At 72.0% G+C, this 23,759-nt stretch carries 20 protein-coding genes and 1 pseudogene; 6 read left to right on the forward strand and 15 right to left on the reverse strand.

The features are described from left to right. Positions 1–97 precede the first annotated feature (97 nt). Positions 98–688 carry a TetR/AcrR family transcriptional regulator gene (locus tag MQP27_RS38110; protein ID WP_242773934.1) on the reverse strand — a complete coding sequence of 197 codons (591 nt, stop codon included), beginning with the start codon at positions 686–688 and terminating at the stop codon, positions 98–100. A gap of 130 nt (positions 689–818) precedes the next feature. Between MQP27_RS38110 and MQP27_RS38115 the strand changes: the two genes are divergently transcribed. The 4 genes from MQP27_RS38115 (at position 819) to MQP27_RS38130 (ending at position 4,993) form a co-directional block, all read left to right on the forward strand. After that, complete coding sequence (locus tag MQP27_RS38115; RefSeq protein ID WP_242773936.1) at positions 819–1,751, forward strand: alpha/beta hydrolase family protein; 933 nt, start codon at positions 819–821, stop codon at positions 1,749–1,751. A gap of 41 nt (positions 1,752–1,792) precedes the next feature. Next, a complete protein-coding gene (locus MQP27_RS38120; RefSeq protein ID WP_242773938.1) occupies positions 1,793–2,653 on the forward strand; it encodes an LLM class flavin-dependent oxidoreductase in 861 nt (286 codons plus the stop codon). A 997-nt stretch (positions 2,654–3,650) separates the two neighbouring features. Next, on the forward strand, positions 3,651–4,547 hold the full coding sequence (locus tag MQP27_RS38125; RefSeq protein ID WP_242773941.1) for an alpha/beta hydrolase: 897 nt from the start codon (positions 3,651–3,653) through the stop codon (positions 4,545–4,547). Next, entirely contained in the window at positions 4,544–4,993 is a 450-nt protein-coding gene (locus MQP27_RS38130; RefSeq protein ID WP_242773944.1) for a MarR family winged helix-turn-helix transcriptional regulator, read from the forward strand. The genes MQP27_RS38125 and MQP27_RS38130 overlap by 4 nt, the downstream gene beginning before the upstream one ends. A gap of 458 nt (positions 4,994–5,451) precedes the next feature. On the opposite strand, the gene MQP27_RS38135 is transcribed toward MQP27_RS38130, so the two are convergent. Beyond that, positions 5,452–6,306, reverse strand: coding sequence for an alpha/beta hydrolase (locus tag MQP27_RS38135; protein WP_443735765.1), 855 nt, complete (start codon positions 6,304–6,306; stop codon positions 5,452–5,454). Between the two features lie 136 nt (positions 6,307–6,442). On the opposite strand from MQP27_RS38135, the gene MQP27_RS38140 reads away from it, so the two are divergent. Next, positions 6,443–6,919 (forward strand): MarR family winged helix-turn-helix transcriptional regulator, encoded by a 477-nt coding sequence (locus tag MQP27_RS38140; RefSeq protein WP_242773947.1) that lies wholly within the window; start codon positions 6,443–6,445, stop codon positions 6,917–6,919. A 37-nt stretch (positions 6,920–6,956) separates the two neighbouring features. Here the strand turns inward: MQP27_RS38140 and MQP27_RS38145 are convergent, their stop codons facing one another. The 11 genes and pseudogenes from MQP27_RS38145 to MQP27_RS38195 all read right to left on the reverse strand — a co-directional run bounded on the left by MQP27_RS38145 (position 6,957) and on the right by MQP27_RS38195 (position 18,923). After that, entirely contained in the window at positions 6,957–7,844 is an 888-nt protein-coding gene (locus MQP27_RS38145) for an IS982 family transposase (protein WP_242773950.1), read from the reverse strand. Positions 7,845–8,082: 238 nt separating this feature from the next. Then, positions 8,083–8,766: a Mur ligase family protein gene (locus tag MQP27_RS51535; RefSeq protein ID WP_242774221.1), complete on the reverse strand. Its 684-nt coding sequence runs from the start codon at positions 8,764–8,766 to the stop codon at positions 8,083–8,085. 5 nt (positions 8,767–8,771) lie between these two features. Further along, positions 8,772–9,054: pseudogene (locus tag MQP27_RS51810) on the reverse strand (transposase); the annotation flags it as partial. Positions 9,055–9,221: 167 nt separating this feature from the next. After that, positions 9,222–10,064 carry an N-acyl homoserine lactonase family protein gene (locus tag MQP27_RS38160; protein ID WP_242773953.1) on the reverse strand — a complete coding sequence of 281 codons (843 nt, stop codon included), beginning with the start codon at positions 10,062–10,064 and terminating at the stop codon, positions 9,222–9,224. A 60-nt stretch (positions 10,065–10,124) separates the two neighbouring features. After that, positions 10,125–11,096 carry a PDR/VanB family oxidoreductase gene (locus tag MQP27_RS38165; protein WP_242773956.1) on the reverse strand — a complete coding sequence of 324 codons (972 nt, stop codon included), beginning with the start codon at positions 11,094–11,096 and terminating at the stop codon, positions 10,125–10,127. After that, positions 11,086–12,549 (reverse strand): glutamine synthetase family protein, encoded by a 1,464-nt coding sequence (locus tag MQP27_RS38170; protein WP_242773957.1) that lies wholly within the window; start codon positions 12,547–12,549, stop codon positions 11,086–11,088. Before MQP27_RS38170 ends, MQP27_RS38165 begins: the two co-directional genes overlap by 11 nt. 5 nt (positions 12,550–12,554) lie before the next feature. After that, positions 12,555–13,907, reverse strand: coding sequence for a Rieske 2Fe-2S domain-containing protein (locus MQP27_RS38175; RefSeq protein WP_242773958.1), 1,353 nt, complete (start codon positions 13,905–13,907; stop codon positions 12,555–12,557). After that, the gene (locus tag MQP27_RS38180; protein ID WP_242773959.1) at positions 13,900–14,466 is read right to left on the reverse strand and encodes a hypothetical protein; all 567 of its coding nucleotides are present in this window, start codon (positions 14,464–14,466) and stop codon (positions 13,900–13,902) included. The genes MQP27_RS38175 and MQP27_RS38180 overlap by 8 nt, the downstream gene beginning before the upstream one ends. Before the next feature lie 103 nt (positions 14,467–14,569). Then, on the reverse strand, positions 14,570–16,528 hold the full coding sequence (locus tag MQP27_RS38185; RefSeq protein ID WP_242773960.1) for a primary-amine oxidase: 1,959 nt from the start codon (positions 16,526–16,528) through the stop codon (positions 14,570–14,572). Beyond that, positions 16,525–18,273 (reverse strand): gamma-glutamyltransferase, encoded by a 1,749-nt coding sequence (locus tag MQP27_RS38190; protein ID WP_242773961.1) that lies wholly within the window; start codon positions 18,271–18,273, stop codon positions 16,525–16,527. Before MQP27_RS38190 ends, MQP27_RS38185 begins: the two co-directional genes overlap by 4 nt. Beyond that, positions 18,270–18,923 (reverse strand): cyclase family protein, encoded by a 654-nt coding sequence (locus tag MQP27_RS38195; RefSeq protein WP_242773964.1) that lies wholly within the window; start codon positions 18,921–18,923, stop codon positions 18,270–18,272. The genes MQP27_RS38190 and MQP27_RS38195 overlap by 4 nt, the downstream gene beginning before the upstream one ends. 134 nt (positions 18,924–19,057) lie before the next feature. Here MQP27_RS38195 and MQP27_RS38200 point away from each other — a divergent pair, with 134 nt between their 5' ends. Further along, on the forward strand, positions 19,058–19,756 hold the full coding sequence (locus tag MQP27_RS38200) for a GntR family transcriptional regulator (RefSeq protein WP_242773967.1): 699 nt from the start codon (positions 19,058–19,060) through the stop codon (positions 19,754–19,756). A 47-nt stretch (positions 19,757–19,803) separates the two neighbouring features. Here MQP27_RS38200 and solA read toward each other — a convergent pair whose 3' ends face one another. Then, positions 19,804–22,242 (reverse strand): N-methyl-L-tryptophan oxidase, encoded by a 2,439-nt coding sequence (gene solA, locus MQP27_RS51540; protein ID WP_242773970.1) that lies wholly within the window; start codon positions 22,240–22,242, stop codon positions 19,804–19,806. Further along, entirely contained in the window at positions 22,239–23,696 is a 1,458-nt protein-coding gene (locus MQP27_RS38210) for an aldehyde dehydrogenase family protein (protein WP_242773972.1), read from the reverse strand. The genes solA and MQP27_RS38210 overlap by 4 nt, the downstream gene beginning before the upstream one ends. Positions 23,697–23,759: the final 63 nt, after the last annotated feature.

Raw genomic sequence — 23,759 nt, forward strand, 5'->3', positions numbered from 1 at the left:
TCAGCCACCGTCGATCGCGGCGCTTCCCTGGTAGGTGTTGCCGTCGTCGGTCACTGTGGCGTCGTTGGTGTACGTCGTGACCGCGGTGCTCGGTCGTTCACGGCCGGGCGGGCTGGGTAAGGCCGGCGAGCATCAGGTCGATCATGTGGCGGGCCCGGTAGTCGGGAAAGGTTTCGATTCCGATGCACAGGTTGCCGATGGCCAGCATGAAGTCGTAGGCCCGTACGTCGGCGCGTGTGCAGCCGGCTGAGGCGGACGCTTTCAGCAGTTGGTCGAGCACGGGCAGCAGGCGTTCGACGAACTCGTTGTGCAGGGTCTCGAATCCGGCTTGGTCCGAGTGCAGCGCCTCGGCGAGGCCGTGCTTGGTGACGAGGAAGTCGGCGAATCGGTGGACCCACGTCCGCAGGACTTCGTAAGGGGTTTCGGCCGTCTGCGCCGGGTGGGCGGCTGCGGCGAGTGCGTCGACCTGGTGGCGGAAGACCGCGACCACCAAGTCCGCCCGGGTGGGGAAGTGGCGGTAGATGGTGCCCATGCCGAGGCCTGATTCTGCTGCGATCTCCCGCACGGGAGCGTGAACCCCCATACGGACGAACACGGCCGCGGCTGCGTCCAGGAGCTTCTGCTCGTTTCGGCGGACGTCGGCTCGCTTGCGGCCTGCAGCTGCCGGCGGAGTGTCGGCTGCGGACATCGTGAACGCCTCCCATTGCAAAGTGGAGCGTTGCTCCGTATTCTCATCCGGAGCGGCGCTCCGTATTTCTATGATGCCCGACGCCGCGCCGCACGAGCCCACCGGGCATAGGGAGAAAGGCATTCACCGCATGAGCGGCACCACGTCAGGGGACGGCGGCAACGCCCTCTCCGCCTCGGTCATCTCTGTCAGTCCGATCGCGTTGCCCGCGCCGGACCGCGGCCAGGACCTGCTGGTACGGGTCACAGCGCCCACGACCGGCCACAACCTGCCCGTCGTCGTCTTCTCGCACAGCATGAACCTGACCATCGACGATTACGCACCACTGGTCGGCTTCTGGGCCGCCTGCGGCTTCGTCGTCATCCAGCCCGCACATCTCGATTCCCTCGGCCTCGCCCCCGACGACCCGCGCACTCCGCTCATCTGGCGCATCCGCACCGACGACCTCACTCACGTCCTGGACCAGCTCGACTCACTTGAAGCCGCCGTGCCCGGGCTGACCGGCCGCATCGACCACGACCGCATCGCGGTAGCCGGACATTCCTGGGGCGCGCAGACCGCCAGCACCCTGGCGGGCGCACGGGTAGTCGGCGCCGACGGCACTCCCGGTGAGAACATGGCCGACCCGCGAGTCGGCGCGGCCGTGCTGCTGTGCCTGCCCGGTACCGGCGGCGACGACCTGAGCCCGCTCGCCACCGAGTACTTCCCGTTCATGAACCCTGACTTCGCCGAGCTGAAGACACCCAGTCTTGTGGTCGCCGGCGACGCGGACCAGTCTCCGCTCACGGTGCGCGGTCCGGACTGGTTCACCGACGGCTACCACCTCAGCCCGGGTGCCACCGATCTGCTGACCCTGTTCGGCGCGGAACACGGACTCGGCGGGGTTCAGGGCGCCAACGACACGCGCACCAGCGACGAAAACCCCGAGCGTGTCGCGCTGGTCCACCACGCCACCCTGGCGTATCTGCGTACCGCACTGGGCCTGGACGACGACGCGTGGCCCGCCGCCCGTCGGACCCTGGCTGCGGCCGCCGACCCGCTGGGAAGCGTCGACTCGAAGTGACCAACCACCTGGCACCGGCCGGTACATCCAGTTTCGGAATCATGACCGCCCCGGCGCAGGTCGCCTACGACGACGTCCTGCGGGTCTGGCGCGAGGCGGACGGCATCCCTCAGATCGAGCACGCCTGGCTGTTCGACCACCTCATGCCGCTCGGCGGCGACCCGAACGGCCCCACCTTCGAGGGCTGGACACTGCTGTCCGCTCTCGCGGCCCGAACCGAGCGGTTGCGGCTCGGGGTGATGGTCACCAGCAACAGGTTCCGCCCACCGGCCATGCTGGCCAAGATCTCCGCCACTGTCGATGCCGTCTCCGGCGGCCGCCTCGAGTTCGGTATCGGCGCGGGCTCTCGCACCGACGTGCCACTGGCCCGACGCGAGTACGCGGCTCACGGCCTTCCCTTCCACGATGCCGCCCACGCGGTCGGAAGCCTCGCCGAGGCGTGCACGATCATCCGCAGACTATGGACCGAAGCCTCACCATTCGACTTCCACGGCGAGTACCACCAGCTGACGGGCGCGTTCTGCAGTCCCAAACCCGTCCAGCATCCACGCCCCCCGATCCTGATCGGCGGCCAGGCCACCCGGACGCTGCGCGTGGTCGCCGAGCATGCGGACCGGTGGAACATGCCCGGCGGCAGCATCGACAAGGCGATCGAGCGCAACGCCACCCTCGACCGGCTGTGCGAGGAGATCGGCCGTGACCCGGCTGAGGTCACCCGATCCATCGTCCTGCCCGTCTCCTACGACCACCCTCAGCACACCCGCCACACCATCCGCGCGGCGCTCGACGGCGGGTTCAGCCACATCGTGCTCGGACTGGGCGCGCCCTATCCGACCGGCGTCGCACGCTGGGTTGCCGACACCATCATCGACCCCCTCTCCGACAAGATCACCACTCCCTGATCCGAGAACTCGCCGATGGTCAGGACACACCCACCGCTCGACTCTGAGCTCGCCGCCGTCGATCACCCGGCCGACCGCGGCCGGGTCAACTGCGGGAAACGGACCGCAGAGGGGCCGGGCGCCGCCGCGCGAGGGAGGTGTGGCCGGGCCAGGTGGTCCGCAAGCATGCCGGGGTTGTGGCGTACGAGCGATGTGTCGATGTAGCCGGGGGAGACGGTGTTGACGCGGATACCGTGGTGCGCTGGCTCGTTGCTGGCCGGCTGCGGCAATCTGCGCAGCCCCCATGCGGACGCCGCACAGGCGCAAGGGCGGCACCACCGCCTGCATGCCGACCGGCGGTCCTGTGAGGTTGTCCGCCGGCGTGCGGTTCCTGGCGTCCTGCGTCACCTCGAGCAGCGGTTCTTGAGGTCTGATGCAGGTTGGGGTGACAGGTCGGGTTCGGGTACGCGGCCTGGAGGGCCGGCGCGGTCATGACGATCTCGAATTCGACAGGTGCCAGCCGATCGAGCGAGGTCTGTCGGCGGCGTTGAGGGGGGTCCCCTCGATCCGCTCTCGATCGCTATCCGCAGTTCCTCGCTGGTGTCCCGCATCCGGTGGTCGAGGACGTTGTGTCGGCCAACGGAGTGTCACCCCCTGCGGAGAGGCGGGCCGATGATTCCGCGGATGTCCTGGACGTCCCGCAAATCACCCGTCCACCCCGGGGGTATGGCGTGTCACCCGCCCGGCAGTAGCGCGTCAACCTGACTTGGCAGCGCCAGGAGACCGTGAGTCTCTTGCCGTGGAGCTTCGATCTCTCCGCGGACGCCCCACAGTCCTCGTCACCCGTGTCCAAGAAGCAGGCCGCACTGGCCGGGCTGCAGGAAGGCCAGCCACGCGCGACCTGCTCCCGCCAGGGCATCCCCCCGCCGGACGGCTCGATGACCCGTGAGAGGGCTGGCGCCTGCTGCCGTCGAGGCGGGCGCGAATCATGAAAATAGATTAGTGCTAATCTATCTTTATGACTCGGGCACAGCGACAGGCGGTCGTCCAGGCGGTCAAGGATGCGCCGATCGACCTGGGTGGCGAACTGGAGCTCCTCCGCCCGGAGTTCGAGGCCATGGTCGCCTCCCGCGCCGTCCCTCCGGATGTGGCGACCGCATCAATGGAGCTGGGCCCGGTGTCCGGGCTGCGCATCTCAGCCGGCGCGACCGTGCCGGGTCGCACCGTTGTGTTCGTGCACGGGGGCGGGTTCGTCGTCGGCACCGCAGCGAGCGCTGTTGGTCTCGCGTCGGCCGTGGGCAGGGCGGCGGGCGCGGAGTCGATCGCGGTCGACTACCGGCTCGCGCCCGAGCACCCGTTCCCCGCAGGGCTCGACGATGTCGTCGCCGCCTACGCCGCACTGCTCGACAGCGGAACTCCGCCAGCCTCCATCGCGATCGCCGGCGAGTCGGCCGGGGGCAACCTCGTACTGGCCGCGCTCGTCGCGCTTCGCGACCGCCGCCTGCCGCTACCGGCGTGCGCGGTGGTCATGAGCCCCTTCGTCGATCTGACCCTCGACACCTCCTCCCGAAGCAGCAAGGCAGAACTCGACCCCGCACTGTCGACGTCCGCTCTGCGACGGCGGATCTCCGAGTACCTCGCCGACACCGACCCCCGCCATCCCCTGGTCAGCCCGCTGCTCGCCGACCTGCGCGGCATGCCACCGCTGCTCGTGCAGGTGGGCTCGTACGAGGTGCTCCTCGACGACGCGCTTGCACTGGTGCGCCGGGCAGCCCACGCGGACGTCGACGTCACCCTTGAGGTCACGGCCGGTGTTCCGCACGTGTTCCAGACCCGCATGGCCGTGCTGGAGGAGGCCGGTGCGGCGATCGAGTCCATTGGCCGGTTCATCGACCGTCATACTCAGCGCCCGTGACCGCGGCCGACGCTGACCAGCCCGGCCGGGACTGGTGCGCCTTCGACGACCTCGTGCGGTTCGAGACCGCGCTGTGGTCCAAAGTGGACGCGGCACTGCGCCTCGAAGCGGGACTGACGCTGGGGGACTTCTCGGTGATGACGGTCGTCGCCGGGCTGGACGGCTGCAAGGTCGGTGATCTGGTGCAGGCGCTGGCGATCACGGTCGGCGGGGCGAGTCAGGCGGCGGACCGGGTCGTCCGCCGCGGGCTGTGCGAGCGCCGCACCGATCCCGCCGACGCCCGCTCATCCTTCCTCTTCCTCACCGCCGACGGGCGCGACCGGCTGGCGAGCGGTCGTCCCATCGCCGACCGGGTCCTGCACGAGCACTTCTCCGTGCTCGATCCTGCTGCCGGGAACACCTTCCGTGAGTCGCTCCGTCTGCTTCGTACCGCTGCACTCAAGTGATCCCGAGCGTCGCCCAGCGGGCGGCGATCCGGCTTCAAGCGAGCCGCGTAGGCTACGCGTCCGTGTCACCGTTCGTGATCAGCACGCGCAGGGCAGGATCTCGCGGATCACCCGGGTGACCCACTGCGCGCGCGGCCGGGGCCGCTGCTGCACACCGCGCCGGGCTGCGGCGCCGACTGCTTGCCTGGATCGGGCGCCCTGCCGATCTCGCGATCCGTTGCAGCCTCCTCACGGAGCCACCCGTCGGGCCGCCGGGCCCTGGCTTCCCGAAACCGACACCGTCCCGAGCGGTCGTAAGAAGACCTAGCATCTCCGCGTGAGCCACCGTCCACGGAGAACGCGTCCCCCGGGGTCTTGAACGGCCCTCGGAGCGAGGTGGGGGCCGGCTGCCAGGAACAGGAACGGCGAGCCAGGGCCTGGGGTTCGGACCGTGGTCCGTATGAGACCGCCTGCGGGCTTCAGCCTGCCGACGTGCGTGCCGTACCCCTGGTGCGGATGTGCTGACTGAGAAAGAGAGCGGCGCGGTCCAGTGCCTCGTCGGCTTCGTCCAGGACGCCGGCGAACGCCTGGAAGACATGTGGAACGTCAGTGGTGATGTCCAGGATGACGTCCACTCCGGCTTCTCTCGCGCGCGTGGCCATGCGTGTGGAGTCGTCCAGGAGTATTTCGTTGGTACCCGCTTGCAGAAGCATCGGAGGGAAGCCGGTCAGGTCGGCGAGGATGGCGGGGCTGAGCATGGGCTGATGCGGATCCTGTCCCGCAAGGTACATGGTCCCGGTGTGTTCCAGGCCCTCACGCGTGAAGAACGGGTCGATGCCCGCCTTGGTGTCCATGCTCTCGCCTGTCCGGGTCATGTCGAGTCCGGGGGAGAACGCCACGATTGCGGCGGGCATGGGCAGGCCCCCGTTGCGGGCGGCAAGGCAGGTGGTGACGGTGAGGCCGCCGCCGGCGGAGTCCCCGGCGAACGCGATCGCCGAAGGGTCTTCGCCGCTGTCGAGCAGTGCCCGGTAGGCGCTCAGTCCGTCCTCGATCGCGGCCGGGAACGGATACTCAGGGGCAAGCCGGTAATCCAGGGAGAACGCCCTGAACCCTGTTTTGGTCACCAGGTTCCCCGTCAGGGACATCGCCGTCTCCGGTGAACCGACCACGTAAGAGCCGCCGTGAAAGTAGAGGATCGTCCCGGCCTTCGGAGTGCTGACCGGCTCGACGAGCGCCGCGGGCCGATCGCCGAGCGTGGCAGTCCGGGTGCGGATCCCAGCCGGGACGATCATTTCCCCCATCATCGCCCTGAATCCGGCGCGGAGCTCCTCCACCGACCGAGGGCCCTCCGGCCGAGGCCGTCGGACCATCGCGTCGATCTCCGCGCGCTGCTGCCTGCTCATTGTCGCCTCCATCGCGAGTGCATGCCAAGGAACTATATGCTTCGGAATGTAAGTTAGAATATATGCCATGGCATCTAAGTCAAGCCGTGGCCCGATCGACCTCCCGGGCTTCTTCGCCGATCTCGTCCGCTGCGAGACACGCCTCTACAACGCGCTGAACGACCGCCTTCGCGAGCAGCACGGGATCGTCACCTCGCAGTTCGAGTTCCTGCGCTTTCTGCGCGACCACCCCGGGTCCCGGGTCGCGGACCTCGCCGCCGAATTCGCCATCGGGATCGGCGCCAGCAGCAAGGGCATCGACCGCCTGGAGAAGCGGGCATGGGTCGTACGGCGAACCAATCCGTCGGATCGCCGCTCATCACTGCTGGACCTGACCGCCGGAGGCCTGCAACTCGTCGAGGCGGCGGAGGCGACCTTCACCAAAACACTGGCCGAGCTGACCGCAGACGTCCTGGGTGGTCCCTCAGGACCTGCCGCCGCACAGCTCTTCTCGGAGTTGCGCTCTGTACTCGAACGCGACCAGATCGGCCTGCCCACAGGCTGACTGGATGCGCATCTGAATCCCGCGGATTGATCACGGCTCAGTGGTCGTAGGCGATGAGTGACCTGGTGATAGGTGCGCCGGTGTTTCGGTTGTGCCAGATCGCGCAGGTCATGGCCAGGATGCGCTGGGCCACGCGGACGCCGACGCCTTCGATGGTGCGGCCGCCGTGCTGTTCGAGGTTGAGCCGGCCCTTGAGGGTGTCGTTGACCGATTCGATCAGTTGACGGACGGTCTTCAGCAGGGGTTCGGCCGGGTATGGGGTGCCGCGGTTGCGGTAGGAGGGCCGCAACAGGCTGATGCCGCGGGCGGCGAGGAAGCGGTCGAGGTCGGTGGCGATGTAGCCCTTGTCGGCCAGGATCAGCAGGCCGGGCCGGGCAGCGGCCAGGTGCGGTTCGTTGTCGATGAGGGCGGCCAGGACCTGCCGCTCGTCGGCCAGGGTCCAGGTGACGGGCAGCCCGGCCGGGGTGCACACCAGGTGCAGTTTCAGGCCCCAGTAGAAGCGCGAGTGGGAGTGGCAGTAGCCGTAGCCGGCCCAGCCGGCCAGGTCGCAGCGGCGCACGGTCTCCCGCAAGCGGGCGCACTCCACCGGGGTGGAGTCCACGATCCACACCGGGTCCGGCCACAGGTCGCAGTCCGCCGCCAGCGCTCGGATGGCCCGTTTGACCAGCGGCAGCGCGGCCCGCAGGCGTTTGTTGTAGGCGGGCCGTTGGGACAGGTAGGGGAACAGGCCGTGCAGGTGGGCGTGGGCGAAGCGGAGCCAGCGGGCCTCGCAGTGGAAGCCCAGCAGCACCTGGGCCACGGCCAGGGTGATCAGCTCGGAGTCCGTCAGTCGTGGAGGGCGGCCCAGCCATCGCGTTCCGGGTAACCGGTCATCGACCGCGACGTACAGTGCGGTCAAGAGGGTGTCTAGTTCATCGGTCGTCACAACCCGATGCTGGACACCCTCCCTTCATCCACCGCCAGACTTCGGAACTACTCATCTAGGCGTCGGCAGATTCGGGGTTCGGTTGCAGCAGCGCCTGGGCTACCTCCTGCAGCTGGACCCCTCTACTTGCCTTGACCAGGACGACGTCGCCGGACCGGAGCGTCGTGCGCAGCAGATGCAGGACCGCATCCCGATCGCGAAGGCGCACGGCTCGCGCGCCGGCGCTGCTGACGCCCTGCTACATCCATGCGGCTTCGTCGTTCCCTCCCACCAGGATGATCCGATCCAGGTCCAGCCCGGCGGCGTACCGCCCGGGTTCCTCGTGCGCCTTCTGCGCGTCCTCCCCGAGCTCGTTCATCCGTGCGAGCACGGCGACCGCGCGCTGGTTGCAGCCGCGGGCCATGGAAGCGATCGCGTTGAGGGAGTGCGGGTTCGCGTTGTAGGCGTCGTTGACGACCGCGACCCCGTCCGCGCGGGTGGTGGTCTCCATCCGTCGGCGCGATCGGGGAAGGGTAGCCGGCAGGCTGGCCGCGATCTCTTCGGCCGACAATCCGGTCTCACGGCCGACGGCGGCGGCAGTCAGGCTGTTGTAGACGTGGACCTCGCCGATGAACTGGAGGGTCACGCGGGTGCTGCCGTCGGGTGTCAGCAGCGTGTACGACGGCCGCCTGTGGCCATCGACCGTGACGTCTGGGGCGCGGACTGTGGCTGGCTCCCCGCGGCCGTAGGTGACGATGCGTTCTCGGGTGAGGTTCAGCATCTCCCGCGCGAACGCGTCATCTCCGTTCAGGACGGCGAGCCCGCCCGGCTGGAGAGCTTCGATGATCTCGTCCTTGGCCTGCCCGATATTCGCTCGGCTGCCGAACGCGCCGAGATGCGCGGTGGCGACGTTGGTGACGACGCTGATGTCCGACTCGGCGATCCGTCGATGAACGCTACGAGCGCGTGTGTGGCCGGTCGAGCTCGGCCGCGAAAACGCCGAGGCCGCCTTGAGGATCTCGTTCGCCCGCTTCAGCTCGGCGATCTCCTTCTTGAGGGCCTTGACCTGCGCGGCCTCCTCGGTGGTCGTCCCCGGCCGCTGCCCGGTGCCGATTTGGTCCTGGCGGATCCACTTGCGCAGCGTCTCGCGCGAACCGATGCCGAGCTTCTCCATCACCGCGTTCAGTGCGGCCGTCTCGTTCGGATGGTCGTCGCGGATCTCCGCGACCATGCGGACCGCGCGCTTGCGCAACTCGGGGCAGGCCGGACCCTCCACCTCACCCGGGGCGATTCACTGAAGGACGCCGGCCTCGGCGTGCCGATCCGGACACTGATCAACTGGCCGTCGGATCCGGAGCACAATATCCGGCGCAGCTACGGAGACCTCATCCACACCGCCTACGAGAACGCACGATGGGCGGATCCCGCTGTGAGCGCCTGGGGCCGTCCTGGCGAGAGGCGGCGGATGAACTCGGGCCAGAAGACCGGGTCGTGCCCCGGGACCAGTTCGTACCCCTTCTCCTGCGCCAGCCGCTTGAGATGCCGGACGGGTTCCAGGGTCGCCTCCGGAGGGACGCCGATCGATGTGCCGGCGGGGCGCTCATCGACGAGGTTCTCGGTCAGGTCGGCCGCGTCGCAGGCGAACACGTATCCGCCGCCGTCGGCGAGGTCCACCACGAAACTCTGGTGGCCGGGGGTGTGCCCGGCAGTCAGGACGGCCGTGACGCCCGGTGCGATCTCCCGGTCGCCGTCGGCGAGCCGCCAGTCGATGCGGGGGTCGTCGAAGTCCACCCGGAAGATCGTCTCGCGCTCCACCTCGGGCCGCCCCGACAGCCCGAACTCCAGCTCGGCGCGCTGGATGTGCACGGGCACCCGGCCCGCGAAATGCTTCAACCCACCGGCGTGGTCGGCGTGCAGATGACTGACGGCGACCGCCGTGATGTCCTCCACCGTGAGCCCGACGACGGCCAGCGCCTCGGGCAGCGGCTCACCGGGACCGGGAAGTTCCGGCTGGTAGGAGGGGGAGGGGTAGTAGCGCCGGCGCAGCGCGGGGTCGCGGAGCAGGGCCGTGTTGAATCCGGTGTCCAGCAGCAGCCACCCCTCCTCGGTCTCCAGCAGCACCCCCGGCACAGGTTCCCGCACCCGTTCCCCGTACGGTGCGCCGTGCACCGACACCGATCTGGGCAGGTCCTCCCAGCCGAGGAGAAGGGGCAGGACGCGCCGTACACCACGTCGGGTCATGGTGCTCCGTCCGTCGTCGGGGAGTTCGGGGAGTTCGGGGAGTGCGGGAATCCGGGGGATTCAGAGGTCGAGTTCGAGGAGGGGGGACGCGGCGCGGCTGACGCAGATCATCATCGTCGTGGCGGTCGCCCGTTCCTCGGGCCCGAGCACCGAGTCACGGTGGTCGGGGGTGCCCGCCAGGACAGACGTCTCACAGCTGCCGCAGTAGCCCTCCTCGCAGGAGTAGGACACGTCCGGTACCCGGTCCCGTACGACCTCCAGCACCGACCGGTCCGCCGGCACCGCCAGCCGCAGCCCCGTCCGCCGCAGCAGGACCTCGAACCGCCCCTGTTCCGTGTTCTGCGGTGCGTCTGCGGCCGGGCTGAACCGCTCGACATGCAGCGGACGCGGCGGTACGGCCGTGCGGCACAGCTCGGCCACCGCGTTCAGCATCGCCGCGGGACCGCACGCGTACACGGCGTGGCCGGGCGGGGCGGCGGCGAGTTCCGCGGCGAGGTCGGGCAGGCCCGCCTCGTCCTGGGGAACCAGTCGGACCCGGTCGCCGCCGAGCACGGCTAGTTCCCCGGCGTAGATGAGGCGGGAGCGGTCCCGGGCGCCCAGGACGAGCCGCCACGGCAGACCGGCAGCGGCCAGCGCGCGGGCCATGGGCAGCAGCGGGGTGACGCCGATGCCGCCGGCCAGCAGGAGATACCCGGGGGCCGGCAGCAGTGGGAAGCGGTTGACCGGGCCGTCCACCGTCAACTCCCGTCCCACGAGGGCCGTTTCATGCAGCTCCCGGGAGCCGCCGCGGCTGTCCGGCGCGCGATGCACGGCGATCGTCCAGACAGCGAGGTCTTGTGGATCCCCGCACAGCGAGTACGCGCGGCGCAGTCCCGAGGGCAGGGTGAGTTCCACATGGGCGCCGGGCTCCCACGGGGGCAGCGGCAGCCCGTCCCGCCGGGTCAGCCGCAGCTCGACGACCTCCTCGGCGATCCAGCGGGCCTGGCGGACCAGAAGGCGCGCGGAGTGCGGTGCGCGCGGGTCAGAAGACACGGAAGTACTCCCGTTGTTCCCAGTCGGTGACCTCCTGGTCGAACCGGGCGATCTCGGCCCGCTTGACGCTCGTGTAGTAGGCCACGAAGTCCTTGCCCAGCCGCTCGGTCAGCTCCCGGTCGGCCTCCAGCGCGTCGAGCGCCTCGCCGAGCGAGCGTGGCAGCGGCTCCGCCCGGGTCGCGTACGGCTCGTCGGCCGCCCGCCCCGGGTCCAGACCGCGCACCACTCCGTCCAGACCGGCCGCGAGCTGGGAGGCGAGATAGAGATAGGGATTGGCGGCCGGTTCGCCGATGCGATTCTCCAGCCGGGTGGACGACGGACTGTCGCCCAGCACCCGCACCATCGCGCCCCGGTTGTCCCGCCCCCACACCGCGCGGTCCGGCGCGAGCGACAGCGCCCGAAACCGTTTGAACCCGTTGAGGGTGGGCGTCGAGAGCGCGCTGGTGGCACGGGCGTGGCGCAGCAGCCCGCCCAGGAAGGCGTTGCCGTACGGCGACAGCCCCGGCCCGCCGACGACAGGACCGGCGCCGGCATCGGGCCCGGTCCGCGCATCGGTCTCCGGGGCGAAGACGCCCACGTCGCCGCGGACCATGCTCTGGTGCAGGTGCCAGCCGCTGGAGAACACCCCGGGCAGATGGGGCCGGCACATGAAGGTCGCGTGGTGGCCGTGCCGTGCGGCGACCTGCTTGACGGCGCTGCGCAGCAGCACCATCGCGTCCGCCGTGCCCAGTCCGTCGGCGGGCCGCAGGGTCAATTCGACCTGGCTCGGCCCGAACTCGACCTCCAGGGTCCGCAGCGGCAGCCCCAGCTCTTCGAGCGTGCCGCGCAACACGTCCAGCATCGGGTCGAGTTCGTCGTAGCGCAGCTCGCTCAGGTACTGGTAGCCGTGGTTGAGCATGCCCACCTCGGGCGCCGCGCCCGGTTGTCCCAGGTCGGCCGCGCCCAGCCGCGGGTCGTCCAGCCGGAACAGGTGGAACTCCACCTCCAGGCCGGTACGGTAGGTGAGCCCGTCGGCCTGCGCCAGCACCGAGCGCAGCAGCCCGCGCGTGCACAGCGGGACCGGGGCGCCGGAGGTGAACCGCAGATCGCACAGCAGCCAGCCGGTGCCCGGCGACCACGGCAGCATCCGGAAGGTGAGCGGGTCGGGCACCATCACCATGTCGGCCGCGCCACGCAGTTCGGGCAGCCCGAGCGGGACCTCCCGGGTGAACAGCGGGAACACGGTACGCCCCGAGGTGTCCTTGGCCAGCAGGGAGGACGCGATGCCGGTGCCCTCGCGCAGCACGGCGGACACCTCGGAGGCGGTGACGGTCTTGCCGCGCAGCAGCCCGTGCTGGTCGGCGAAGACCAGCCGCACCACCTTCAGCCCGCCGCCCCCGGCGCGGTCGCGGATCTCCTCGGCGGCGGCCGCCTGCTCGGCCGTCCACCCCGCGTGACGTTCGATGAAGTCCACCGCGGTCAGCCGTCCGTTCCGGCGGCCTGCGCCCAGCCACTCTCGGCCCGCTGCTTCGCGGTCACGGCGGTCCAGTGCTCGGCCCAGCCCTCGGTGGGACCGATGCCGTCCAGGGTGACCGGACCGCGCAGCCCGGCCGCGCGCTCTGCGGGCAGCACCAACGGCGGGTCCTCGCCCCGCTCGACGGCGGTTATCGCCTCGCCCAGCATGCGCCTGTACATCACGATCGCCTTGTCGGAGCGGCCCAGGTGCTCGCGGGTGCGGTCCTGGATCGCGCCCTGGCCCTCCACCGCCCACTGGTCGTGCACGTTGATGTCGGTGCCGAGCCCGGTGTAGGTCGTGGCCAGCTGCTCGACGGGGTCGTAGCCGTAGCCGTTGGAGCGGCCGAAGCGCGGGCGGTAGTCGGGCAGGGTGACCGCGTCGACCCGCTGCCGGCGCATCTCCGCCCGATCTACGGGACCGCCGACGCTGGTGAACTGGGCGTACCAGTAGCAGGAGGCGTCGTCGATCGGCACGTGCCACTGGGTGATCGCGGTGTCGGCGTCCAGCGGGATGTGGAAGCCGTGCGGGAACACCTGGTGGGTGACCCGGACATGGGTGCGGCTGCCGTCCATCGGGCGGCCCTCGGTGTCGGTGCCGTCCAGCGTGCGCAGCGCCGTGATCCGGATGCCGTACGGGGTGCGGACGGCGTCGATGTCGGGGCGGCCGTACTCCCGCAGGATCTTCGTCATCGGCAGGTCGGTGCCCCGGGAGGCGGCCCGGAACTGCCTGCCGTAGCTCTCCGAGGGGTCCTCGTCCTGGAAGAAGCGGTGCAGGTACGAGGCGTGCGCGGGGTCGATGCCGACCTCCAGGGCCTGGAGCCAGTTGCACTCCAGCAGGCCCTTCCAGGCGAAGGTGTGCCCGGCGGGGGCCTCGAAGCAGTCCAGCGCGGGCAGTTGGGGCGGCTCGCCGGGGCCGAGGTAGCCCCAGATCACGCCGTTGATCTCGCGCACCGGGTAACTGCCCAGCCGGACCCGGGCGGCGAGGTTGCCGCCGGCCGGTTCGGCCGGGGTGTCCAGACAGGTGCCGTCCCGGCCGAAGAGCCAGCCGTGGAAGCAGCAGCGCAGCCCGCCGTCCTCCAGCCGGCCCAGCGCCAGATCGGCTCCCCGGTGCGGACAGCCCCGGTCGACCAGACCGAGCTCACCGTCCCCGTCCCGGAACAGGACGAGGTCCTGCCCCAGCACCTTCGGGGCCACCAGGGGCCGTACGCCGTCGAGTTCCTCGCTCAGGGCGACGGGCTGCCAGTACCGGCGCATCCAGGCCCCGGCAGGCGTGCCCGGGCCCGTCCTGGTGAGCCGTACGTTCTCTTCCTCACGCATCTGACGCCTCTCTGTCCCGGTCACGAAGACCGTAGCGATGAAAGGATCCAGGGTGGCAATAATTGGATCCAATATTTACGTGGGTGTAACAGCACCTCCCGGCGGCGGACGCCATCAGCAGGCCCGCCGCGACCCGTCCGTCGGCCGCCATCAGCGCGAAGGACCGGGCGAGTTCGGGCCCCGGCCCGTCGAGCCCGTGCAGCGGCGGCAGGTGCCAGGCGTACGCCGACACCGTCCAGGCCACCGCCCCCAGCCGGGTCGTGCCAAGCTCCCGAGCGGACGGCGTCCCGGTCGCGGCGACGGCGCGCGTCGGCAGGGCCGGTCCCAGCACCGCCGGCGACTCGAAGCGGACCATCGCCCACATGTGCGCGTCCATCCCGCTCGGCGCCCGCACCAGCAGCAGCGGGACGGCGAGCACACGCCGCCCGGTCGGCTGCCGCGCCACCGGCACCCGCACGACCCGGAGGGCGGGCCGTGCCAGAGCCGTCGTCACCATGAGCGCGGCCCCCACCAGCCGGACGGCGACGGTCGGATACGCGGCGCCGGACCCGCCGCCCACCGCCGGGGGCCCGCGTGCCCGCCGCTCGACGGGGCGCCGGCGGTGAGCGGGGCGGCACCCGCCACGAGCAGCACGGTGAGCGCGGCGAACGGCTGCGCCGTGGTCATCCGGCGCAGCAGTGCCCGCTGTCCGGGTCCGGTGCGGTGGCCGGCGGGTGGCAGGAGACCGGTGCCGGGACGTCCAGCGCGGGGTTGCGGTCGAAGAAGCCGTCGGGCTCCAGCCGCAGCCTGGCCCGGGCCACCGGCATCACCGGCCACTCCTCGGGACGCGGGAAATGGTGGGAGCCGACGGTCGCCCACAGCACCAACTCCGTGCCGTCCAGCGCGCGGTCCTCCTCCTGCCAGCGGTGCACCCCGTCTGCTCCGGGTTCGGCCTGGTTGGGGTACTCGCCCGCCACGAACCGCCGCGCGGGGTCGTACTCCGTCGCCCACAGCTGCTTTGCCACGAACGGTGCCCGCCGCGCGCACACACTGTCCGGACGCACCGGCAGCACCGCCGTGTTCTCCACATGCACCCGGTACGCGGTCGGCTCACCCATCCGGTTGCGCGCCTCGGTGCTCTCCACCCGCCAGTGCAGGGCCCGCGAGGGGTCCGTGGATCGCCCGCCCTCCGCTTCGCTGAGCACCGGCCGCAGCACGGTGCGCGCCGCGTTGCCGTACGGGTCGAGCGCCGGGTCGCTCTCGTGTTCGGCGGTCACCTCGACCAGTCGATTGGCCGTTCCGTCCACCGCCATGTCCAGTCGTACGGCGAAGAAGTGCTGGTGGTTGGTGACCGCCACGTTCGGGGCCACCCGCCGGGCGTACGGCGTCTCCTCGTCCTCCGTGACACCGGTCGCGGACAGGATGCCGGTCATCTTGATCTCCAGCATGACCGAGCCGTCCTGGTACAAGGACCAGTAGAAGCCGTAGTCGTAGTTGGCGACCGTCGCGAATGTCGAGATGATCAGCCGGCGGGAGCGGCGCACCTCGGTGCGGCCGGTGCGGCCGTCGTGGTGCTTCCAGAGGATCCCGTCGTCCTCCTCGTGCATGCAGACGGCGTTGGGGATGACCCGGGGCACGCCGTCGCCGCCGAGGACCGCCGCGTCGAAGTAGTGGATGACACCGAGGCAGTCGCAGCCCAGGGCGAGGGAGTTGGTGAGCGGTCCGGCGCCGTACTCGCCCCAGTCGAAGAAGTTCTTGCGGTACTGGGTGGAGGCGGTGTCGAAGTACGGCACGTACATCTCGTTGACCGAGGCCCGGCGGATCACCTCGCGCGGCCCCCTGCCGCCCGCGTCGAAGCTCAGGTCGTGCAGCACGAGCCCCTCGCGGTGGCTGAAGCCGACCCGTACCGACCAGCCCTGCCAGTCCACCCGCTGCCCGGTCACGGTGAAGCTCGGCCCCTCGGGCTGGACCACCTCCAGCGGCCTCAGACCCGCGCGCTCGCGCACGCTGCCGGCGCTGAACACGCCGGACTCCCCGGAGAGCGGGACGACGCCGTGGTCCTCGATGTACAGCACCTCCATCGACTCCATGTCGATGATCGGCACCACGCCCTGTACAGGCCGCGCGTAGCCGTTGTCGTCCTCCGACTCGCGATGCCACACACTGCCCCAGGTCAGTCGGCGGCCCGGGTGCCCGGGCGGTTCGAAGCCGCCGATCGACTCCGGGTCGACCATCACCAGCGACACGTCGTGGATACCGCGCAGCGCGAGCGCCTCCCGGAACCGCGGGTCCGCCCGGCACGCGGCGGCGGCCTGCCGGGCCTCCTCCGAGGAACAGCCGGGACTGCGCACGTCCAGCTCGCGCCAGGCCGTTGTACGCGGCTCCGCACCGAGCTCCAGGTCGACCTCGTACCCGAGGTGCGCGGAGGGGCAGATCACCACCGCGCGGGCCCGCCGGGCGTCGCCGGTGCGGGCGGTGCGGGCGTGGTGCTCGTCCAGAGCGACGCCCCAGAACCGGACGTCCTCGGTGACCCGGACATCGTCCTTCAACACCTTGACGGCGACGGCCAGTTCGGCGGCGGACAGCGGATCCAGCGGGTGGGGTGCGGCAGCCGACTCGGGGCGGGGAGCGAGGGTGCTCATACGGGGGTTCCTTCCGGGGTGTGGCCGGCGGTGCGGGTAGTACGGGTGGCGCGGGGCGCTGCGGAGGTGTCGGCTGCCAGGTGGGCCGTGCCGCCGTCGGCGCGCGGATCGGAGGCGGCGTCCAGGCGGCCGGCCCGGGTGAGCCGGACCACCTGGACGTGTCCGGCCAGATCGCTCGGACCGGGTGTGACGACCACGGGAAGCCCCGGTGACACGGCGGGCGTCACCTCCGGGACCGAACCCGGCTCGGCGAGCAGGGTCTGTTCCTCGAATCCGATGTCCCGGGCGCCGATCACCCAGCGCGGGGCCGCCAGTACGGCGTTCGGGTCGGCGGCCGGGTCGGCCAGCGCGGGCAGGGTCTGGGCGAGGATCTGCGGCTGGGCCCGCCCGCCCTGGCAGCCGGCCGCGAGCAGCAGCGCGGGGGAGCGGCCGATCACCGGACACAGCGTGTGCGGCGGGCGGGCACCCGCGCGCAGCATGCCGGGATGTCCGGGCAGCAGACTGAACGCCGAACCCCGGTTGTGCAGCACGATCCCGGTGCCCGGATCGCACAGTCCGGAGCCGAAGGTCTGGTAGACGCTCTGGATCAGCGAGACCGCGAGCCCGGAGGAGTCCACGGCCGTCACCGCGACCGTGTCACCGACCGGCCGGAACGGCGGCCGGGGCGGGGACGCGTCGGCCAGCGGCGCCGGGTCGAGCAGCCCGTCCAGGTCGAGCCGCTGCCCGCGCGGGTCACCGAGCAGCCGGTCCCGGGCGGCGGAGGCGTCCTGGCAGCGGGCGGCCAGCAGCCGGGTGCGTTCCGGCGAGGGCCGCTCCGCGACACCGGCCGCCGCGGACAGTAGCGCGGGCAGGAGGGCCCCCTGGCTGGGCGGCGGAGCGGCCCACCAGCGAAAGCCCGCCGGGACGGCGTCGACCGCATCGGCGGCACCCATGGGTGCGTTGCCCGTCGCACCGGTGCCCGCGGGCCCGGCTCCTGCCGGTTCGCCGCTCGCGGTCTTGACTCCCACCACGCCGGCGGCCATCGCCTCGGCTTCCGCGAGTTCCACCTCCACCGGATCGACGCACTCGGGCCGGTGCGCGGCCAGATCGGCCGCGGTGAGCGGGGTGCCGAGGTCGCGTAGGCCGATGGCGAGGGTCCCGGCGACGGCGCCCCGGTAGAACGACCAGGGATCGGCGGCGAGTTCGTCGAGGACCTGTGCCAACCGGGGCTGGGGCAGCGGGTCGCCCTCCGTCACCGGGCGGCCGTCCGGACCGGTCAGCAGCGTGGACAGGCCCGGGTCGGCCTTGATCCGCGCTTCGTTGTCGCGCACCGCGCGTGCCAGCCCGGCCGAGACCGTCGCCCCCTGCTCGGCGAGCGCGGCGGCGTGCCGCAGCGCGGCCGCGAGCGCCCCCGGCGTGCCGTACGCCTCGGCGAGCGCCGCCCAGCCCGCCACCACGCCCGGCACGGTGACGGTCTGCGGTCCCTGGGCCGGCATCCGGGAGTCCGCCGCGCGCAGCGCCTCGACGTCGGTGCCTGCCGCGGCCGCCCCGACGGACAGCACCGCGCGCACCCTGCCGTCCGGCGCGTGGACCAGGGCGATCAGATCGCCGCCGAGGGAACACTGGTGCGGGTACACGACGGTCAGCGCGGCCGCGGCGGCCAGCGCCGCGTCCATCGCGTTGCCGCCGCGCCCGGCCGCCCGCCGGGCCGCGGTGAGCGCCGCGGGGTGCGGGGCGGCCAGGGCCAGTGCGCCGGCCGGGGTCACGCGGCGTCCCGGGGGAGCAGCAGGGTGCGCGAGGGGGCGGCCTCGGCGCCCTGGAGGGGTACGGGCAGCGACAGCATGTCGTAGACGCCGGCCGGGGCGTGCAGCAGGTCGACCACTTCCAGGATCAACACGTCCGCGCCACACAGCAGTTGGTGGGTCTCCCAGTGTGTGGTGTAGGCGACCGCCTCGATGCTGAGGTAGTCGATGCCCGCCGTGCGCACCCCCGCCTCGATCAGCCGTTCGGCGCCGTCCGGGGCCAGTCCGACCCACTGCCGGGCCTTCCACGGGCTGCGCAGCACCCCCGCCGAGTTGCTGGTGCGCAGCAGCACCCGCTCCTCCGAGCCGAGGCCCGCCGCGTCGAGGTCGGCCGCGGTGATCTGCTCCTCGACATGGGTCAGGTCCAGCACCCGGGCCGTACCGTTGAGGGCCGACAGGTCCAGCCGGTCCACGGTCTTCCCGCCGTCGACGAAGTGGGCCGGGGCGTCGATGTGCGTTCCGGTGTGGGCCCCGATGCGCCAGCGGCTGACGTTGGACGGGTCGCCCGCCGTTCGGGACTCGACGACCTCCACCTCGGGCCGCCGGCCCCAGTGCAGCATGCCGGGATGGATCGGCACCGAGACATCGATGGCCTTGGTCACATCGAGATGCATGACACCCTCCTATTGGATGCGGATAGGCTGTAAATGGATCCAATGCCGCTGAACAGTGGACGGCGGCGGCGTGACACACTGCTCCACCACCGCGCGGCTCCCGTCAGCCCCCGAGAAGGGTGAGACCCACTCCGATGACGCCCCAGACCGACGAAGGCGCCCTCGTCGACGACATCGCTGCCCGTATCCGCGCACGGATCATGGACGGGGAGCTCCCGATCGGGAAACCGCTGCGCCAGGCGGCCCTGGCCGCCGAGTTCGGGGTCAGCCGCACTCCGGTGCGGGAGGCGCTGCGTCAGCTGCAGAACGGCGGGCTGATCGAGATGCAGCCGCACCGCGGCGCGGTGGTGCGGGTGCCGGCGCCCTGGGAGGTGCGTCAGGCCTACGAGGTGCGTGCCGAGTTGGAGGCTCTGGCCGCCCGGCGCGCGGCCGCCCGGATCACCGGCGGCCAGCTCGCCGAGCTGCGCCGCCACAACGACGTGCTGCGTGCGGCGGCGGAGGGCAGCGGTACGTCCGGCGCGGGCGCCCCGGACACCACCCGGGCCAACGACTGCTTCCACACCGTGGTCTGCCAGGCGGCGGACAACCCCTGGCTGAGCCGCATGATCGACCGGATCAACGAGAGCTTCCCGCGCAACGTGTCGTCGCTGGCCCTGGCCGGTGACGAACGCCACCGTCAGCTGAACGTCCGTCAGCACGACGCCGTCGTGGCCGCGTTGACCGACCGGGACGAGGACCGGGCGCAGGAGACGATGCGCGAGCACGTCATCAGCGCCGGTGAACACCTGACCGCCTGGTACGAGCGCCGTTCCCAGACCGTCTTCCACGGCTGACCCGCCCCCGGCTCCGTCCTCGGCCGGGGCCGTCCCGGCGGCGGCCCTCACCGGGCACCCCCGGCGACCAGCCGTGCGGGGGAGAGGAAGTCCAGGTCCGGGCGCGGGAGTTCGCACACCAGGTCGGCGAGGGCGGCTCCGATCGCCGGCCCGAACTTGAAGCCGTGCCCCGAACAGGCCGAGGCCAGCAGGGCCTGCGGCACCCCGGGCACCTCACCGACCAGGAACCGTCGGTCCGGCGTCATGGTGTACAGACACGTCAGGCTCTCCGTGACCCGGCCCGCGCCGGGCAGCACTCGGGCCACCGCCCTTGTCAGCAGGGCGAGTTCGTCGGCGCTTGCGGCGGGTCTTTCCGCATTCGGATTCCACGCGGGACCGGCGTCCAGACCGGCCTTCAGCCCCCGGCCGTCGGCGGCCGGAAAGCCGTAGAGCAGTCCCTCCGGCAGGTCGACCGAGAAGCTGCCCAGGCCGCCGGGCCCGAGCGGCCCCGCCGGATCCGCGGCGAAGTACGCGTTCACGATCCGGGTGACCGTCAGGTGCGAGGCCAGCGACGGCACCAGGTACGGCGTCCACGGCCCGGCGCACAGCACCAGCCGACGGGCCCGCACCTCCCCGTCCGCCGTCCGGACGACGACCCCGTCGCCGTCCGGACGCCAGCCTGTGACCCGCGTGCGGTCGGCGACCGTGGCCCCGGCCCGCTCCGCGAGGGCGAGCTGGGCGCGCAGGGTCGCGGGGGCGTCGATGATCCCGGCGGCCGGGTCGTGGACCGCCGTGAACCCCTCGGGCAGCCGCAGCCCCGGGAAGATCCGGGCCGCGGCCGTCCGGTCCACCGTCCGGCAGCCCGGACCGCGCAGCGGATCGGGCCGCTGTCCGGGGGCCGCGTAGAGCCCGCCGGTGATGTCCAACAGCCGGGTTGCGGCGGCCTGTTCCAGCTCGTCCCAGGCGCGGTAGGCGGTGTCCACCAGTCCGTCCCAGTCGGGGTGCGGATAGGCCCGGCGGATCATCCGGGTGGCGCCGTGCGAGGAGCCCCGGTCGTGCCCCGCCGCGAACTGCTCCAACCCGAGCACGTCCAGTCCTCGCTCGGCGAGCTGCCGTAGCGCAGCGCCGCCGTGTACGCCGAGCCCGACCACCACGGCGTCCCGTCGGCCGGCCCCGGACGCCCGGACGGGCGTGGTGCGCGGGCGGGGGGTGCGGGTCCGGGAAGTGTCCGCCGCAGCACCCGTGGCATCGGTGCCCGCCGCCGAGCCCGTACGGTCCCTCCCACCGGCGTCCGCCGCGATCTCCGAGACCGCCTCCACCAGGGCGTCCAGGTCGCCTTCGTCGGTGTACACGTGCACCGACGCCCGCACCACCTTGGCCAGTCCGCGCGGGTCCATGTCCCAGCGGCCGTGGTCGGCCGGTACGGCGATCAGGTACACCCGTCGCAGCGCCAGGCGCCGTTGGACCTCGCTCGCGTCGAGCCCCTCCACCACGAAGGTGACGATCGCCCCGCCCGCCGCCGGCGGGTCGGTGAGCCGTACCCCGGGGACCGCGCCGAGCCGCTCGCGCAGCCGCGCGGCGAGGGCGGAGAGACGGGCGAAGACGGTCGCGGGGCCGAGTGTGTGCAGGTCGGCCAGCGCCGTGCCCAGGCCGAGCCGCAGCGCGTGGGCCGCCTCCCAGAGCTCGAACCGCCGTGCGTCGGGGGCGAGTTCCCAGCTGCGCTCGGCCGTCCAGCGGGCCCCGCGGACATCCGGCGCTTGGGGTGCGAGCCGTTCCAGAAGGGGACGGCGCACCGCCAGCAGCCCCGTGCCGCGCGGACCGCGCAGGAACTTGCGGCCGGTGCCGATGAGCAGATCGCAGCCGAGGGCCGGCATGTCGACGGGCAGCTGGCCGAGCGACTGGGTGGCGTCCAGCAGGAACGGCACCCCGTGCTCGGCGCTCAGCGCACCGATGCGGGCGGCCGGTTCGACCAGGCCCGACGAGGTCGGCACGTGCGCCGCCGTCACCAGCGCGGCGGGACCCGTACGCAGCGCCCGCTCCAGGGCCTCCAGATCGGTCGCGCCGTCGGGCCCGTTGGGCAGCACCTCCACCCGGACTGCCGTGTCGCGCTCGACGGCCAGCAGATGCAGGGCGCTGCTCACGTAGCTGGAGCGGGCCGCGAGCACCCGGTCCCCGGGGCGCAGCCGCAGCGCCGACACGATGCGCTGCCAGCCGGCGGTGGCGCTCTCCACCAGGGCGATCTCGTCGGCGTCGACACCGAGCAGGCGGCCGGTAGCGGTGTAGACGGCCGCCAGGCCGTCGGCGGCGAGCCGGGCCGCCTCGTAGCCACCGTGCAGACTCTCGGCACGCAACTGGGCGATCACCGCCTCGACCGTGTTCGCGGCGAGGAGCGCGGCACCGGCCGCGTTGAAGTGGTGTCCGGTCGCACAGCCCGGGGTGCGGGCCCGCTCGGCGGCCACGTCGAATCCGGCGGGAGCCGGTGGAACCGCCGTCACGGGGGCGCTCACAGCGCCATCGTGATGCTCTTGGGCTCGGTGAACCCGTCGACCGCCGCGTCGCCGAGATCCCTGCCCAGACCGGACTGCTTGCTGCCGCCGAACGCCACGGCGGGATCGAACTCGTTGTAGGTGTTCACCCACACGGTGCCCGCCTGGAGCGCCGCCGCGGCGCGGTGCGCGCGGCCGAGGTCGGTGGTCCACACGCCGGCCGCGAGACCGTAGTCGCTGTCGTTGGCGAGCGCGATCGCCTCCTCCTCGGTGTCGAAGGGGAACACCGCGGCGACCGGTCCGAAGATCTCCTCCCGGGCGATCCGCATGTCCGGCGTGACGTCGGTGAACACCGTGGGTCGTACGAACCAGCCGGGTCCCGGCAGGGGTTCGCCGCCGGTGGCCGCCTTCGCGCCCTCGGCGAGTCCGACGTCCAGATAGCCCGTGACCCGGTCGAACTGCTCCTGGGAGACGAGCGGTCCGATGTTGATCCCGCCGGAGAGCCCGGGACCGATCCGCAGCGCCTCGACGGCCGGCAGCATCCGGTCCAGGAACTCCGCCAGCACCGTGCGCTGCACCAGCAGTCGGCTGCCCGCCGTGCACATCTGTCCCGAGTGCCCGAACACGGCCCGTACGGCGGCCGGTACGGCGGCGTCCAGGTCGGCGTCGGCGAACACCATGTTCGCGGACTTGCCGCCCAGTTCGAGCGTGAGCCGCTTCACGGACGGCGCCGCCGCGGCCATGATCAGCCGCCCGACATCGGTGGACCCGGTGAACGACACCTTGGCCACGTCGGGATGCGCGACCAGCTCCGCCCCGGTGCGCCCGTCGCCCGTCACCACGTTGACGACACCCTCCGGCACCCCGGCCTCCAGGCACAGCGCGGCCAGCCGCAACGCGGTCAGCGGGGTCTGCTCGGCGGGCTTGACGACCACCGTGCAGCCGGCGGCCAGGGCCGGGGCGAGCTTCCAGGCGGCGATCATGAAGGGGAAGTTCCAGGGGAGTACGGCGGCCACCACGCCCACCGGCTCCCGCACGCTGTACACATGCCGACCGGGCCCGGCGGGATGCACCGTGCCGGTCAGCCGGGCCGGGGCGCCCGCGAAGTGGCGGATCGCCTGGAGACCCAGCTCGACGTCACCGCGGGCCCGCTCGATGGCCTTGCCGTTGTCCAGGGTGTCGAGGACCGCCAGCGCCTCGGCGTCCCGCTCCACCAGGTCCGCCAGCCGCAGCAGGACGTCCCGCCGGTCCCGGGGCGGCAGCGCGCGCCAGCGGCCGTCGCGGTGCGCCGCCGAGGCCGCGGCCACCGCCGCGGCCACGTCGATGGCGTCCGCCTGGGCGATCGTGGTCAACGGCTCGCGGGTGGCCGGGTCGAGGACCGGGATGCGCCGGTCCGAGGCGCCCGTGGTCCAGGTGCCGCCGATGAGCATGGGCTCGCACTCGGGCAGCCTGGGCAGGGTGATGCTGGGGTCCAAGGGGGGTTCTCCTTGTCGTTCGTGCAACGGGCGGCCCGGTTCCGCGGGCGCGATACCTCGGGG

The sequence above is a fragment of the Streptomyces cylindrosporus genome (assembly GCF_022698165.1).
Classification (GTDB): domain Bacteria; phylum Actinomycetota; class Actinomycetes; order Streptomycetales; family Streptomycetaceae; genus Streptomyces; species Streptomyces cylindrosporus.

Bases quoted from the DNA above. Each gene is read 5' to 3' on its own strand.
- MQP27_RS38125 (WP_242773941.1), top strand. From the start codon at position 3,651: ATGACTCGGGCACAGCGACAGGCGGTCGTCCAGGCGGTCAAGGATGCG.
- MQP27_RS38185 (WP_242773960.1), bottom strand. From the start codon at position 16,528: ATGAGCACCCTCGCTCCCCGCCCCGAGTCGGCTGCCGCACCCCACCCG.
- MQP27_RS38195 (WP_242773964.1), bottom strand. From the start codon at position 18,923: ATGCATCTCGATGTGACCAAGGCCATCGATGTCTCGGTGCCGATCCAT.
- MQP27_RS38175 (WP_242773958.1), bottom strand. From the start codon at position 13,907: ATGCGTGAGGAAGAGAACGTACGGCTCACCAGGACGGGCCCGGGCACG.
- MQP27_RS38120 (WP_242773938.1), top strand. From the start codon at position 1,793: ATGACCGCCCCGGCGCAGGTCGCCTACGACGACGTCCTGCGGGTCTGG.
- MQP27_RS38160 (WP_242773953.1), bottom strand. From the start codon at position 10,064: ATGACCCGACGTGGTGTACGGCGCGTCCTGCCCCTTCTCCTCGGCTGG.
- MQP27_RS38110 (WP_242773934.1), bottom strand. From the start codon at position 688: ATGTCCGCAGCCGACACTCCGCCGGCAGCTGCAGGCCGCAAGCGAGCC.
- MQP27_RS38200 (WP_242773967.1), top strand. From the start codon at position 19,058: ATGACGCCCCAGACCGACGAAGGCGCCCTCGTCGACGACATCGCTGCC.
- MQP27_RS38140 (WP_242773947.1), top strand. From the start codon at position 6,443: ATGGCATCTAAGTCAAGCCGTGGCCCGATCGACCTCCCGGGCTTCTTC.
- MQP27_RS38115 (WP_242773936.1), top strand. From the start codon at position 819: ATGAGCGGCACCACGTCAGGGGACGGCGGCAACGCCCTCTCCGCCTCG.